Annotated in this window: 13 protein-coding genes; 2 read left to right on the top strand and 11 right to left on the bottom strand. The window is 65.5% G+C overall.

Annotated features, from left to right (window positions below; translation table 11 throughout):
* Positions 1-175: 175 nt before the first annotated feature.
* A complete protein-coding gene (ccmE, locus tag MF606_RS06100) occupies positions 176-649 on the bottom strand; it encodes a cytochrome c maturation protein CcmE (protein WP_240232919.1) in 474 nt (157 codons plus the stop codon).
* Positions 646-1,845, bottom strand: coding sequence for a c-type cytochrome biogenesis protein CcmI (gene ccmI / locus MF606_RS06095; protein WP_240232918.1), 1,200 nt, complete (start codon positions 1,843-1,845; stop codon positions 646-648). The genes ccmE and ccmI overlap by 4 nt, the downstream gene beginning before the upstream one ends.
* A 123-nt stretch (positions 1,846-1,968) precedes the next feature.
* Between ccmI and MF606_RS06090 the strand changes: the two genes are divergently transcribed.
* Together MF606_RS06090 and MF606_RS06085 are read left to right on the top strand one after the other, a co-directional pair.
* The gene (locus tag MF606_RS06090) at positions 1,969-3,033 is read left to right on the top strand and encodes a hypothetical protein (protein ID WP_240232917.1); all 1,065 of its coding nucleotides are present in this window, start codon (positions 1,969-1,971) and stop codon (positions 3,031-3,033) included.
* Positions 3,030-5,048 carry an FAD-dependent oxidoreductase gene (locus tag MF606_RS06085; protein WP_240232916.1) on the top strand — a complete coding sequence of 673 codons (2,019 nt, stop codon included), beginning with the start codon at positions 3,030-3,032 and terminating at the stop codon, positions 5,046-5,048. Before MF606_RS06090 ends, MF606_RS06085 begins: the two co-directional genes overlap by 4 nt.
* Here MF606_RS06085 and MF606_RS06080 read toward each other — a convergent pair whose 3' ends face one another.
* The 9 genes from MF606_RS06080 to MF606_RS06040 all read right to left on the bottom strand — a co-directional run bounded on the left by MF606_RS06080 (position 5,049) and on the right by MF606_RS06040 (position 14,333).
* Positions 5,049-6,266: a hypothetical protein gene (locus MF606_RS06080; RefSeq protein WP_240232915.1), complete on the bottom strand. Its 1,218-nt coding sequence runs from the start codon at positions 6,264-6,266 to the stop codon at positions 5,049-5,051.
* Positions 6,267-6,388: 122 nt separating this feature from the next.
* Complete coding sequence (locus MF606_RS06075) at positions 6,389-6,862, bottom strand: hypothetical protein (RefSeq protein ID WP_240232914.1); 474 nt, start codon at positions 6,860-6,862, stop codon at positions 6,389-6,391.
* A gap of 58 nt (positions 6,863-6,920) precedes the next feature.
* Positions 6,921-8,297 carry a sensor histidine kinase gene (locus tag MF606_RS06070; protein WP_240232913.1) on the bottom strand — a complete coding sequence of 459 codons (1,377 nt, stop codon included), beginning with the start codon at positions 8,295-8,297 and terminating at the stop codon, positions 6,921-6,923.
* A gap of 2 nt (positions 8,298-8,299) precedes the next feature.
* The gene (locus tag MF606_RS06065; protein ID WP_240232912.1) at positions 8,300-8,959 is read right to left on the bottom strand and encodes a response regulator transcription factor; all 660 of its coding nucleotides are present in this window, start codon (positions 8,957-8,959) and stop codon (positions 8,300-8,302) included.
* A 28-nt stretch (positions 8,960-8,987) separates the two neighbouring features.
* Positions 8,988-9,281: a hypothetical protein gene (locus MF606_RS06060; RefSeq protein WP_240232911.1), complete on the bottom strand. Its 294-nt coding sequence runs from the start codon at positions 9,279-9,281 to the stop codon at positions 8,988-8,990.
* Between the two features lie 61 nt (positions 9,282-9,342).
* The gene (locus MF606_RS06055) at positions 9,343-9,537 is read right to left on the bottom strand and encodes a type II toxin-antitoxin system HicA family toxin (RefSeq protein WP_240232910.1); all 195 of its coding nucleotides are present in this window, start codon (positions 9,535-9,537) and stop codon (positions 9,343-9,345) included.
* Positions 9,538-9,786, bottom strand: a complete 249-nt coding sequence (locus MF606_RS06050) for a DUF1902 domain-containing protein (RefSeq protein WP_240232909.1) — start codon at positions 9,784-9,786, stop codon at positions 9,538-9,540.
* Between the two features lie 64 nt (positions 9,787-9,850).
* Complete coding sequence (locus tag MF606_RS06045) at positions 9,851-10,618, bottom strand: glycoside hydrolase family 108 protein (protein WP_240232908.1); 768 nt, start codon at positions 10,616-10,618, stop codon at positions 9,851-9,853.
* The gene (locus MF606_RS06040; protein WP_240232907.1) at positions 10,611-14,333 is read right to left on the bottom strand and encodes a baseplate multidomain protein megatron; all 3,723 of its coding nucleotides are present in this window, start codon (positions 14,331-14,333) and stop codon (positions 10,611-10,613) included. Before MF606_RS06040 ends, MF606_RS06045 begins: the two co-directional genes overlap by 8 nt.
* Positions 14,334-14,394: the final 61 nt, after the last annotated feature.

Raw genomic sequence — 14,394 nt, 5'->3', positions numbered from 1 at the left:
CCGCAAGGCCGCTCGGCACCACCTTCACCTCTCCCTTTGGGGGAGAGGTCGACCCTCTTGGGTCGGGTGAGGGTGCCGTTTCTGGATGCGCTGCGGGGGAAAGGCCCCCTCACCCGGCCTGCGGCCGACCTCTCCCCCAAAGGGAGAGGTGAAGAGATGCTTGGCCAAACCGCCATCACTGCCCTGCCTCCGGTCGCCACTCGCCGCTGGCCTTCAGCGCCTCGACGACCTCTTTGGGAATGTAGTTCTCGTCGTGCTTGGCCAGCACATTGGACGCGATGAACTGTCCGTCCGGACCCATCGCGCCCTCCGCCACCACGCCCTGTCCTTCGCGGAACAGGTCCGGGAGAATGCCGGTATAGTGCGCAGCGATATCGGTCGCGCCGTCGGTGACCACAAAGCTGTTGTTCTGACCGTCACGCACCCAACTTCCGTCCTTGACCAGGCCACCGAGCCGGATCGGCTGGCCGGCGGCGACGTCGCGGGCGATCACGTCGGATGGCGAATAGAAGAACACGATCTGGTCGCGCAGGGCGACCAGCACCAGCGTCGTCGCGAGACCAATGACCACGGCCAGGCCGGCGATCAGCGCCAGACGCTTCTGCTTTCGCGTCCAGCCCTTCCTGCGGAGGTCAGCTTGCACAGTCATGGGGTGGCTCCGTTGAGAGTTAGGCCAGCGCCGAGCGCCACGGCGTCGAGATCGCCCCGATCGAATGTCAGCGGATAGGCCGCGATCGCCGCATCGACGGTCGCCTGCGCCTTTTCGGTATCGCCCAGCACGAGATAGGCACGCAGCAGCTGGGTCCACTCCTCGATCGAACCGCCCTGCTCGGCCAGGCGTGCGGCGAGGCCCGACACCATCTGGGCGATCATCTCGGCTTCCTGCGGATTGGTTGGCTCCACGCCATTGTTCTGGGCGGTGGCGAGCCCCTGCCGTGCCGCCTGCAGCCAGGGCTCGTCGCCTTTGGACAAGGCCAGTGCCTCGTTCCAGGCGGTGACGGCGGCCTGGAACTGGCCCTGACGCGTCAGCTCGGCGGCAATATAGAGGCGCGACAGAGCGTGGTTGGGGTCACCGGCGGCGGCCTGGCGCAGCAAATCCATGGCTTCAGCCGAGCTACCGTCGCCAGCCTCGAACATCAGGGCCTCGGCCAGACTGGTCTGCACATCCGGGGTTGCGCCGCTCAACTCGATCACCCGGCGATAGGCGCGCGCCGCGTCGGCAAAGCGGCCGGTTTCCATGTAGACGGGGGCGATCACCGTCCAGCCGCGCAGATCGTCGGGGTTAGCCGTCAAAGCGGCTTCGATGCGGGTAATGGCGTCGCCCAGGTCGATGGACTGGGCGGCAACGTCCTGCCGCCCCGCAAGAGGTTGGCTGGGCATGTCGGGGCTGCCCAACAGGGCATAGAGGCCCAGGGCGACAGCCGCAATCAGCGCCAACCCAACGAATAAAGGAGCCTGCCCAAAACTATTCGACCAGATGCGGCGGGCACCGTCGTCTTCAATGCGTTGCGCTTCGCCGGCCAGATCACCACGCGCTGCAGCGACCACCAGCAACGCGCCGCGAGCCAATGGGCCAGGCTGCCCCGACCGTGAAACACGTCGTGCGTCATCGGCTTTGAGTCGCAGCATCTCGCGCGCCAGCTCGCCCTTGGCGGCGGTGGCTTCGGCCTCGCCCAGCTTGCCGGCCGCCAGATCGGCCTCAATCCCCGACAGGACAAGGCGAAAATGGCTGTTGGCATCGTCCAATTCGGGAGTACCTGCGTTGACCACGCGGGGGCCCGCTGCGTAGAAAAGTGCAGCGCACGCAATGGCGGTAACGGCGATGGCGATAAACCAGAAAAGCATGGACCCTGGACGCTTGAGGCCGGCCTGCGGCAAGGAAGCGCCATGTATAAGCCGACTACGGCGAAAAACCACCAAAACACGTATCGGTGAGCCGGACGCATTGCCACAGGCCCCGGCGGCTGCATGACCCAAGCGCATGCCGATTTCGCCGTATTGGGCGCCACGCCCCAAGCCCGGCTGGTTGCCGCGTTGCTGGCGTCCAGCCACGGCAAGTCGGTGGTGTTCAAGGGCGAAAGCCAATCGGGTTACCGGCTTTCGCGCGGCATCGACCTGTCATCGGCGCTGGTCACGCGGCCTGAGACCTGGGCGCTGCTCAAATCCACCCTGCCCGAAACCACCAAGCTCGTGGCCCGCATCGGCAAGCGCGGCAGCTGGTCTCGCCTTGACCCCATCTTTTTCGCCGACAGTGCGACCGGTCGTGAGGCGCTGGCGCATGTGCGGCACATGGCAGCCGCCTTCGGGCATGCCGCCGAGCGGGTACCGGCGACATTGCTGGGCAGCGGGCGCGACGGGCTGGTGCTGCGCGACGCGGTCATGCTGCATCGCGCCATGCTGGAGCCGGCGCTGGACCGTTGGCTCGAGCAATGCAAGGTGCGCCGGCTCGATGCCGATACGCCGCTCATATTGCGGGCTGATGGTAGCGCCGAAGCCATCGCGGGTGATACGACGATCGAGATCGGCCAGACCATCCTGGCCGATGACGACGCCATCCTCACCCACCTGCCGGCCTCGCAGTGGCCTGAATTGCTGGTGCGTCAGGTGAGCTCGACCATCCTTACCGAACCCACCGCGGCCATCGCTGCAACGGTGATGCATCAGCACGATACCGGCGTCATCCTCACCCAGCACACCGAGCGCGGCATTGTCGCGTTCGGACCCGGCAGCATCGACCAGTTCGCGGCCGCCCTCGGCGTGCTGCTGGGGCGCGCGCGATCGTTCCGCCAGGCCGGGCAATCGAGCTACGAGCGCATCCTCACCAGCGACGGCGCACCCGCTGTTGGCCGGGCAGGTGGCGCGGGGCCGGATATCCTGGCCGGCTTCGACACGATCGGCGCCTTCCTCGCGCCAGCCATTGCGCGCTGGCTGTGCGGGGTAGCCTCGGAAAGCGAGAATATCTGGCTTGGAGCCAGGCTGGTAACCCGGAACCCCAGCGGCAGCATTGTCGCCGATATCGGGGACCCGCGATGACCAAGGGCCAACCCAATCGCCTGAGCGCGGACAATCGGCTGGCGGGCACGGCGATCGACCACCAGAAGGCGCTGCAGTTTCGCCTTGATGGCCGGGTGATCGAAGGTTTTGCCGGTGATACCGTGCTCAGCGCGGTCCTCGCCTCAGGCATAGACACCGCCGGGCGCCGCCACGAAGCGGAGCTTGGCCTCAGCGCCCGGCACGTCCCGGCGATCGCGCCGGTGAGCCTGGCGCGTGATCCCCAACAAGCGCTGGCGATGGAGCGCACCCCTGCCCTGGCCGACGCCGATTACGTGACGCTGCCCGCCGCCAGCCGATCGGGTGGCGCAGCCGATCTGTTGCGCCGGCTCAGGCGGCCGAAACGCTCGCTGGGCCTCGACCTCAATCGCCCCGACGCCATGCAGCGCCCCTGGTTCACCAGCAGCGCCGAAGCCGGCCCCGAAAATGATCTGATCGTGGTTGGGGGCGGCCTCGCCGGATTATCGGCGGCTCTGGCTGGCGCCAAGGCCGGGTTACGCGTCACGCTGGTCGAAGCATGGCCGCGCCTCGGCGGCCATGCCAGGCTGTTCGGCACCCTCGAGGATGAGGAGAAGCCCGACGAAAGCATCAACCGCCTGGTCGATGCCGTCACCCGCTCTGACGCGATCAGCGTGCTGACGCATGCTGAGGTCTTCGCGGCCCGGCCCGGGGCAATCCGGGTGCATGTCATCGACACCGCAGGGGGTGCGCCCGCGCCGCGCGTCGTCGATCTGCACGCGCCACGCATCGTGCTGGCGACCGGCACGATCGAACGGCTGCCGGTATTTCCGGGCAACCGCCTCCCGGGCATCGCCGGAACGCTCGAAGCCTTCGAGATGGCGTATCTTTATGGCGTCTGGCCGGGTCAATCGGCGCTCTTTGCCACGGTCAGCAGCCCGGCCTATCGCCTCGCCATGCTGGCGCGTGACGCCGGCGTGGCGATCCCCCGCATCATCGACGGCCGACCGCTGCCGCAATCGCGGTTCATCGAGTTCTCCAAGGCCTATGGCATCACCCTCGCCGCCGGCACGATCCCGGCGAGTGCGCGGCCCGCCGCCAAGGGCAAGGGACTGACGATCACGCCGCAACTGGCTTTCGGAGGGTTTGACCGCGTGGAAGACGATATTGGGGTCGATCGCCTCATCGTCAGCGGCGGATGGCAGCCCGACCTGACCTTGTGGCACATGGCCGGTGGGCCGAGCCGCTGGAATGCCGTCTCCGCTCAACTGGAAGCGCAACCCGGCCCGGCCGGCATCGCTCTCGCCGGCAGTGCGGCCGGCTATGTCAGCAATCGCGCCTGCCTCGCCAGCGGCGGGTATGCCGTAGATATGCTGCTCGGCCGTAAGCCCCGTGATGTGCACGAACACATCATCGATCCGATCTATGAAACGCCGGATGCGCCCGCGCCTGTCTCGGGCGATGTCGCCGAGCCCGCCGCCCCGGCGTTCCTCGATGCGGGCCGCCGCTACATCGTGCGCCCGCGCACGAAGCCGTCGCGCTGGCCGGCGTGGCTTCCGTTCGGCCCCAAGTCGGCCGGATGGTCGCTGGCCGATACGCCACAGCCGCTCGACATTGCCGATATCGCCGCCGGCGTGCAGCTGGGTGCCATCCCGGCCACCAGCGCCGGCATCGTCGCACAAGAGCGCGTCGCGATGGTCGCCATCGCGGCCCTGTCCGAGGCCTTGTCCAAGCCTGCGGTAAGCGCACCGAAGAGCTTTGTGCTGCCCGGCTATCTCGCTGGACGATTTGGCGGTCAGGCCAACCTCTGGATGATTGCCCCAACCGAATTGCGCGTGCTCGAAGTCGGCGCTCTTATGCATCGCAATGCCGACGCGACCGATCCCATGGCGGCCGTTGGCGTTGTGGCCGGCATGGTCGACGGCGCCGCTATCGCATTGATCGACCGGGACTTTGCCCAGCCAGAGCAGACGGCCTCAGTCCGCGAGCAAGGCCGGGCTATCGCGGTGCGTCTGGTCTCGGCCTATAGGTCGGCCTGATCAGCTGCGCCGCTCGGCCGCGGCGCGGGCGCGTTTCAGGGTTTCGGCATATTCGGGATTGAAGCGGAGCTGGGCCATCTTGATACCGACATCAAGCCGGGCCGAAACGATGTCGTCGCCCGGATTTTGTCGCAGCAGATCGAGATTGCGCTGCAAGTGCATCTCAAGCGCCTGACCCGACTGGCTCCATGCCTGATCGAACAGGGCATTGAGAGCCAGCGAGTCGCGGCAGTCCCTGATCGTGCGGAGCAGGTAGACGCCGTTCAATGCGGCCAGTAGCCGGTCGCTGTCCAAGCGATCGACGCTGCCTTCACGGCCGCGACGCAGCGACTGGTTCATGTCCGACACGATCTCGCGCAGGCGCGGCTCCATGCGGTCGGACACCTGCTTGGTAATGGCCGACAGCACGGTGGCCCAGCGGCTACCACGGGTGAATTCGACATAACCGGTCAACGAGCGGACAAGGCGGTGGAAGCGGTCCAGCGCCCGGCAGACCATGTCGATATCGGCGAACGGCCCGGTGGCCTGCAGCAGGTGGAGCTGGTTCTGCGCATGCGCCAGAATAGCCTCGACCACTGGCGTGAAGCCGCTCCTTGCGACGCCAACCTCGGTCGCATTGCCGGAAAGCCTGATGATGGTGGTGACGACGCGCGTCGGATTGGCGACCTGGCCCAGCGCGGCATGAAACAGCAGCGACGCCAGCGGCGGATCCTGCAAGGGCATGGATTGCAACGCCACACCAAGCGCTGCATCATCCGTGATGGTATTGATGGCCTTGCCGAAGGCCTGCGCCTTGGACAGCAGCGGGCGGGCGCGCAGGGCATTGAGCAATACCGGCAGCGCATCTCGGGCCTCGTCGCTGCCCAGCATGGCGCGCATGCGGCGGCCGAGTTCGGGGTCCTGCTGCCCCTTGGCGATGCCGTCCTTCATCCGCACCATCACCTCGGGCATGATGGACTCGAGATCGCTTGCGGAAAAACGGCCATCTTCAATGGCTTCGGGGGGAATCAAATCGCCGCAAAGATCGCGGTGCACCCAGATCCAGCCGGCCTCGGCATGGCTGCGTACAACCGACCCGGGGAACGAAAATATCGCTGGATCCTCGGCAATCACCGCGTCGATCAACCCGGCAAAGGGCCTGCCCGCTGCGCGCGGAGCGCGGCCGGACGGGCGAATAGTCGGCGAAGTCGTGCTGGATCGGTTGGCGGCTTGGGACATCAACGCAGGGGTCTGGAAAGCGGAACTATCCAAACCCTATAGTGCGTTGGTAAACAATCCTTACCCCGAAGGGTGCCGGAAAGTGCGCCGATGGGCGACCGATCGCGGCCGCCTTAACGGGCTCAGGCGCCCTGTTCGACCGCCCAGTTGCCATTCTGCTCGCGGCAGGCGGTGCCCTTTTTCACGTAGTCCTGGCCATTGAGCTTCACGGTGTGGGTGAAGTCGCGGCAGTCAAGATTGTTGACGCGGACATAGGGGCCGACAGCGACGGTGCCAGTCGTGCCCTTGTCGCCAGCCCAGGCGCGCGGTGCGCCGGGGCGACCGAACTGCAGGGCATAGAACTGGGCGCTATTTGCTGCCGCCGAATCCTTCGCCGTCATCAGCGCCAGGGCGCCGGCATCGACAAAGCCGTTGGCGACGCTCGTGGTCAGCAGGGCCTGCTGGGTGGTCTGGGCTGGCGTCGCGACCAGCGGCTGGTTCATCACAGGTGCCGTAACCACCGGAGCCTGCACGGCGACCTGCGTCGGTGCAGTGCTGGCGCAAGCGGCCAACGTCAGAGCGAGCAGTGGAGTGGCGAGGAGGGCGATGCGGTTCATGTGTTTGAATCTCTATCGATGTCAGCGGTTCATGTTGGCGTAATACGGCAAAAGTGAGTCAAACTGCGGCCGGTTTTGCGATGCCCCCCAGCTTCGCAGTCGGCAACCGTAGTTCGACGAGAAGCCCACCCAGGGCTGAACGTTTCAGGGCCAAGCTTCCGCCATACACATCCACCAGTTCCTTGACGATATCGAGCCCCAAGCCGCTGCCGGGCGTTTTCTCGTCCAGCCTGACACCGCGGCGCAACACTTTTTGGGCGTCTTCCTCGCTGAGACCGGGTCCGTTGTCGTCGATACGGATCAACAGCATGGTACCGGTATCGCTGCGCTCGGCGTCGAGCCGTACGCCCACCTGCCCCTTGGACCATTTGCAGGCATTATCGAGCAGGTTGCCCGCCAGTTCCTCAAGATCGGCCTCATCACCACGAAACCAGGGCAACGACGCGTCGGGCCGCTGGAAGGCGATAGTCACATCGGGGTGGATTTTGCGCATCACCCGCGTCAGGCGCAGCATGATCATGGTGGCGTCGGCTTTTTTGCCGACCACCGAGGTGCGTGCCGCGAGCCGCGCTCGTTCGAGGTAGGTGGCAACCATGGTGCTCATCTTCTCGCTCTCGGCGAGCACGATCTCGGCGAGTGCACCCTTCTTGGCGCCGGCCTCGTTGCGAAGCACCGCGATCGGTGTCTTGAGTCCGTGCGCTAGATTGCCGACCTGATTGCGCGCGCGCTCGATGATCTGGGCATTGGAGCGCAGCAGCTCGTTGACCTCTTCGGCCAGCGGCGCGATTTCGCGCGGATAGGTGCCGGTGACGGTGACGCTTTCGCCCTCGCGCACGCTTTCGATCGCGGCGCTCAATCGATCGATCGGCCGCATGGCAAAGCGCGCCACGATGGCGCTCATAATGGCCAGCATGACGCCCACCGCCCCCAGCACGATGAAGGCCTGACCGCGGAAATCGTCCACCAGTTCGAGGATTTCGCTGAGATTGCCGGTGACCACGATCTGGTAGGTGTTTGGCGCCAAGGTCACCGAGCGCTCCACCACGCGCATGCGGGTGCCAAAGGCGTCGTCCATCATGGCTGTGCGCCGGCCCAGCGTATCGGCCGGCCCCATCATGGCTGGCAGGTTGATGCCAACCACCGATGTGGAGAGGTTGTAGATCTGACCGTCGGCATCGCGGATGACCCAATACCAGCCCGAGCGGGGGCGGTCAAAGCGCGGATCTGTGACCCCGATCTCATCGCTGAGCGGATCGCCGGCTTCCAGCAACGCGCCGGTCAGGCTCTCAGCATGGAAATCGAGCGTGTCGGACAGGGAGTTGTCCAGCGCCCGGGAATAGAGATCGGTCAGCAGGAAGCCTGTCGCCACCAGCGCCAGGATGAGCCAGCCCGCCGACAACCAAAACAGTGACGCCGCGATCGAGCCCTTACGCACCCTTAGTCCTCGGCGATCTGGTATCCCAGCCCGCGGACCGTCTGGATGCAGTCGTCCGGCAGCTTCTTGCGCAAGCGGCCGACAAACACTTCGATCGTGTTGCTGTCGCGGTCGAAGTCCTGATCGTAGAGATGCTCGGTCAGCTCGGTGCGTGAAATCACCTTGCCCTTATGGTGCATCAGATAGCTCAGGAGGCGCAGCTCATGGCTGGTCAGCTTCACCGACTGGCCATCGACCGTCACCTTGCCCGAGCGGGCGTCGAGCCGCACCGAGCCGGCGACGATCTCGTTGGATGCCAGGCCCGCCGCACGCCGCACCAGGGCACGGATGCGCGCCAGCACTTCTTCCATGTGAAATGGCTTGGCGACATAATCGTCAGCGCCAGCGTCGATGCCCTGCACCTTGTCACTCCAACGATCGCGCGCTGTCAGCAGCAGCACCGGCGTGGTCTTGCCGGCGCGGCGCCACTCTTCGAGTACGGAGAGCCCGTCCATTTGCGGCAGGCCGATATCGAGCACGATGGCATCATAGGGTTCGGTATCGCCGAGAAAGTGCCCTTCTTCGCCGTCGAAAGCCACGTCCACCGCATAACCGGCATCGGTCAATGCTTCCATGAGCTGGCGATTGAGATTGGTATCGTCCTCGACAACCAGAATACGCATCGATGCCCCCAGTCGATTCGCTGTCACGCTATTGTGCGCTAACAGTCAGGTTTTGAGCAGTCCCATCGCTGCTGACCACGCCCAGGACCCAGACATACTGTCCGCCCTGATCGCAGAGGCGATAGTTGAGCAACTGATCGTCACTATATCCTGCCTGCGCGAGCGCGTCATACTGGCTGATGATCCGGCCCTCATTGATGAGGGCCTGGATTTCCGCCGAGCTATCGATGCAGGCCTGCGCGCTGGCCGCACCGGTAGCGGCGAGGCCAATCATCACGGCGACAACGATCGATGCGACAAATCTGGAGATCAAGGTTTTCATGAGAGCAACTTAGGGCGAAGTTGCTGAATGGGACATGAATGAGGCGAAAGAGTCAAAAAGCTTAGAACTTCTTGGCGCTTCCGGCGTCCTTGAGAATGGCGTTCGCGGTGTGCCGGCTCATGAGATTATGCGGCACTATCAGCGTCTTACCGGCGGCGCCGACCCATTTCTCGTGCGACCCCTTGGCATTGCTCACGTGGTGAAAACCCAGGGACCGCAGTTCCTTGACCACAGCCGAGTAATAGCCATCGACCAATCAAGCAGCCTTTCCTGGTGGTCGTTGCCAGAGAATTGCCGGAATGAGGTCTTCAGGCGCGGTGGTCGCCAATTCCGCCTTGGACACATGGTTGGCCATCACCAAGCCGGGCGCCACGTCCATCATCACCGCCTCGAACTCGTCGAGGGTTGATGCCTCGATATGGAGCCCGATGATGTCGCTCTCCGAGTAAAAGACTCTAGCCTTGTCGTCCCAGTGGGCGGCGACGCTGTACATGCGCTTGGGCATCACCCTCTCCTGCGTTCGAGCTCTGGTCAAAATATCAGGCACCGGGCCGACAATGGCAAGGGCCTCAAGCCCGCCCGATATCCCCCTTCAACCCCTTGCGCAGGAAGATCACGGCCAGTGCCTCCATGATGAGATGGCCGGCCGACGCGCCCTCCAGCGCCGGCAGGTCGATGCCCAGAACCTGGGCCAGGCCCGCCAGCAGCATGAACGCTGCGACGATGTAGGTCTTGTTGCCGTTGAGAATCTCCATGATCACGCTCCATTTGCTTAGCTTGATTGAGGTCGAGGTCTGATTGCCCGCTGCAGCTAGCGCGGCTTTTCGGACCGCGGCCACACGCGCCGACCAGCCCTTGCCAAAGACGGCAAAGGTCGAGAGGCGCATCAGGAAAGACAGGCGCCGGTCGCAGAGGGCATTGATGAGGTCGGCCGCACCTTTCGCCGCGATCCGGGTCTTGACCGCATCGAGCGTCAGCGGGCCGATCTGGCCGTCGGCAGCGGTGCCGGTCTCGGCCTGCAGCGTCCGGATCGCCCGGTCTGGCCCCGAATTGACCGCAAAGTCGAACAGCGCCAGATCGAGCCCGGGCGGCAGACTGCCGGCCTTGCTGCGGTCCCAGTAGCTGGCCCGATAGATGCGCCCCGCTTCTGCACGCTGCAGCTCGCGCACCTCGGCCTTATCGAGCTTCCACCACGGCGACACCTGCCGCCAGCGCGCCAGCGTCTTGTGAGTAATGCCGAGATTAGTGGCCCCGCCGGGGTCGCTGGGATGATCGGCATAGCCGCCCTCATGCCGCAGCACCTCGTCGAGGCAGATATCGAAGCGCGTCCTAGCCATTGAAGTACCCCTCCGCCGCTTGGCCTGCGCCCAGCACCGGGCTCACCTGCGCGACCGTGAATGTGAAACTTGCCGGCGGCGCGCCGAAATCGGCCACCTGCTCAGCGCTGCCATAGCTTGCCGAAGAACTGGTGCAGTCCAGCTGCCGCACCAGCGTGGTGCCGTTGAATATCTTGACCGCGTAGCGTTCCGGCAGGTGGTCGAGCGGGCTCTCGCTGACACCCCAGCCGTCGCCATCCGCCCGGCTGCGCCGGACCCAACTCAGGCCGATGGAGCCGCCGCTCGATCGCAGCGCGCGCAGATGCACCGGCGGCAGCGGCCAAGCAGCGGCGACGCCCGTTGCGACCGAGACCGCAGTCCCTTCCAGGTCGGTCTGCCCGGCATAGACACGGAAGCCTCTGGTCTCACCGAGCCAATGCGGCTCGACCGCCAAGGTCACGCAACGCCCGTCCAGCACCAGCACGCGGCGGCCAATGGCAGCCGAACCAGCCGCAGTGCCATCGAGCCCCAGCAACAGCCCGCTCAATCGGTACAGTCCTGTCGAAACCAGCGCGGCCTCGGCAAAGCCGATGACTTCCCAAGTGCCCGCATCGGTTTCGACCGCCAGCCGATTGATGCCGGCCAGCACCGCCAACGGTTCAACCGCAGCGAGATGGCCGGCATGGATGGTGACTTCGAGGCTCTGGCCCCGATCCCACACGGCAGTGGGGCCAACCGCTAAGCCGGTTGCTGTGACGCCCAACGTGGCGCGGCGCGGCAGCGTGGCCAGCGTCGCGCCAGTCGCATCGTCGACCAATTGCAGGCTTCCGGGCCAGGGCGCGGCATGGCCGCCGATAACCAGTCGTGACCGCGATGGATCGCTCGGCAGCGGCGGCAGATGAGCAACCGCCACCACCGGCAGCGACCGCACGAAAACGCCGTTCCCTCCGGCTGGCGCCCGGTCGATTTCCGTCGCCAGCGCGGTGCCCACTGCCAGGGTCTTGGCCGTCATCCGCCGGGTCAGCCCGTCGCGAATTTCCGCAATCTCGAATGGCCCTTCCGCCAGACCGTCGATGTCCACCAGGTCACCGGGCTCAAGCGCCAGCATCGCGGCCGGCAGGTCGAGCTCCAGCGTCTCCTGCCTCAGGCCGCGACCATCGAGCATGCGCTCCGCCGCCAGCCGCGCGCCTGAGCCATCGAGCACCAGCGCGCTCGCCTCGCCGACCAGTGGTCCATCGACGCGGCTTAGTGCCGTTACCGTGCCGGTGAGGTAATCGCGTTCGCGATCGACATAGGACAGCGCCAGCCGTCCCGGCGCTTCGGCCGGATCGGTGCGCCGCCGCGTGAGCACGGCCCCCTCATCCACTGCCAACCGCTCGCGATCCACCGCCAGCGGCGTGGCGCTGCGAGAACTGCCCAGATGCAATCCATCCACGCCGTTGCGCAGGCTGGTCGCGGTGATCGAAATCAATGGCTCCAGCGCATCGCGGGCCGTCGTTGCCGTGCCCAACACATAGCCATTGACGAATGGCGCGGCAGGCTCGGCGCTCAGCGCCACACCATGTTCGGCGGCGATGGCCACCGCCAGCTCGTCGCTCGCAACGCCGCCCAATCGACCAGTCAGCCAATGGCCGCTGCGGTGGTTCACGCCGTCGGCCCAAACCTCAGTCAGTGCTGGAAACGCCGGATAGGGCCTCGCATCCCAGGTCCAGTGATAGATCCTGTCGACATCGACCATCCCGGCCGGATTGTTCGCCGGATTGCGCCACCACGCCTGATGCGCCCGCAAAACCTGTCGTTGGATCAACGGATCGGGCGTGCCGACCGAGAAGTACGGGCGCCCACTCTCCGCGCTCTTGGCATCGCCAAAGATGTTGGGCTGGTTGGCCCCCTTGTCGACCGCGCCGCACCCGAGTTCGGTCAGCCAAATTGGCTTCGATCCCGGCACCCAGGCCGTCGGCGTTGCACTCCGCACACCGGCCGGCCGATTGTGGTGCCAATGGCTCCACCAATTGCGGATATCCTTGAACCGCCACACCCACGGCTCGCCATAGGTGCCGTCGCTGATCGGCGTCCGCACTTGCGCCAGCCGGTCGGCGTCGCTGGCATAATACCAATCGAACCCCTCGCCACCGGCAATATTGCCGGCGAGGTAGTCCAAGTCGTAGCCATGCGCTGACAGCGCCGCATCGGCATGTCCGGTGCCGTCGCGCCAATCGGCCAGCGGCATGTAGTTGTCGATGCCCACAGCATTGATATTCGGCGAAGCCCACAACGGATCGAGATGAAAGAACTTCTCGCCGTCGGCCTGATAGCCCGAATATTCGCTCCAATCGGCCGCATAGGTCAGCTTGGTCGCCGGTCCCACCACCGCCCGCACATCCGCGGCCAGCGTTACCAGCGCGTCGATGAACGGAAAGCTGTTGGCGGCCCCGCGCACGCTGGTGAGCCCGCGCATTTCCGAGCCGATGATCAGCGCATCGACACCCCCGGCAGCGACCGACATCGCCGCATAATGCAGCACCATCTGTCGATAGGCCGCGGCAAACGTCGCCACCTGCGCCGCCGCAACCCCGCTCTTGTCTGGCGAGCCTGGTCGCCCTGGCGCCGGATGGCAGGTGATCCGTCCCCGCCATGGATAAGCCGCCTGAGCGACCCCGCCATAGGGGTCTGGCATGCCATTGCCCACGGGCACATCCATCATGACCAGCGGATAGAGCGTCACCCGCACGCCGCGCCGCTTAAGGTCGGCAATCGCCGCCAGCACGCTCGCATCCGATGGGGTGCCGCCATAGGCCGCGCCGCCGGCATGGGTCGACACCACGGGCACCGACCCGCGCCCCAGCCCCATCACGCTCCAACCCGGACCGATCACCTCGCGGTTCGCCGCCTCGACGCGCGGGCCGACCGCGCAATTGGCGCAGCGCAGGTCGTTGCCGAACCAGGCCACTACCAGCGCCACGTGTTCGAGATTGGGGCACAGGTCCATCAGCTCATCGATCGAGCAGGTCCAGTCGCTGACCGACCGCGACACATGGGTATTCTCGCCCATGGTCGAACCCGGCGCTTTGACCAGCACACGCGGTGACGGATCGTAGCCGAATTCGGTTGCTCCCGGGATCACGGTCACGGCGCGAATATTGCGCTCGAGATCGCCCACCACCCGGCACAGCTCCACGGTCAGTTGCGGAATACGGTTGCCAAACTTGCTCAGCGGCAATTGCTCGACCACCAGGTAACAGAGCCCGCGATAGGCTGGCGCCACGCCCTGCGTGGCCTCGATCAGCCCATCGGGCAATTGGCTTTCGCTGCCACGATAAAAGCGCAGCGTCAGTCCCTCGGTATCCAGCAATTGCCCATCGGCCCAGATGCGGCCCATATGGCTGACTTCACCCTCGCAGAACGCCACGGCAAAGCTCGCGCCCACCTCGTCCTGCTCATCGCCTCCAAAGCCCTTGGCGCCACCGCCGTCGGCATTGAGCAGTTCCAGCTCGCGCGCCCAGATAATATTGCCCGAAAGCCGGCTCCAGCCATAAAGCCGGGACACCGCCCCGCCCTCCGACGAGCCCTGCAACCGCAAATCGTTGGCAGCCTGCTCGGCCTGTTCGCCAAACAGCATGCCATCGACGGCACTCCCCGCCAGCGCTCCCAGCGCCCGGCCAATGGTCGCGCCCAACGGCCCACCAAACATGCCGCCAACAAACTGCCCGGCCAGCGAAAGCGCCAGAGTGGCCATGTGACTATTCCTTTCTTCACCTCTCCCTTTAGGGAGAGGTCGACCCTCTTGGGTCGGGTGA

Origin of the sequence: Devosia lacusdianchii (genome assembly GCF_022429625.1) — a bacterium.
GTDB classification, from domain to species: Bacteria; Pseudomonadota; Alphaproteobacteria; order Rhizobiales; family Devosiaceae; genus Devosia; species Devosia lacusdianchii.
This window is presented reverse-complemented; position numbering and strand designations above follow the sequence as displayed.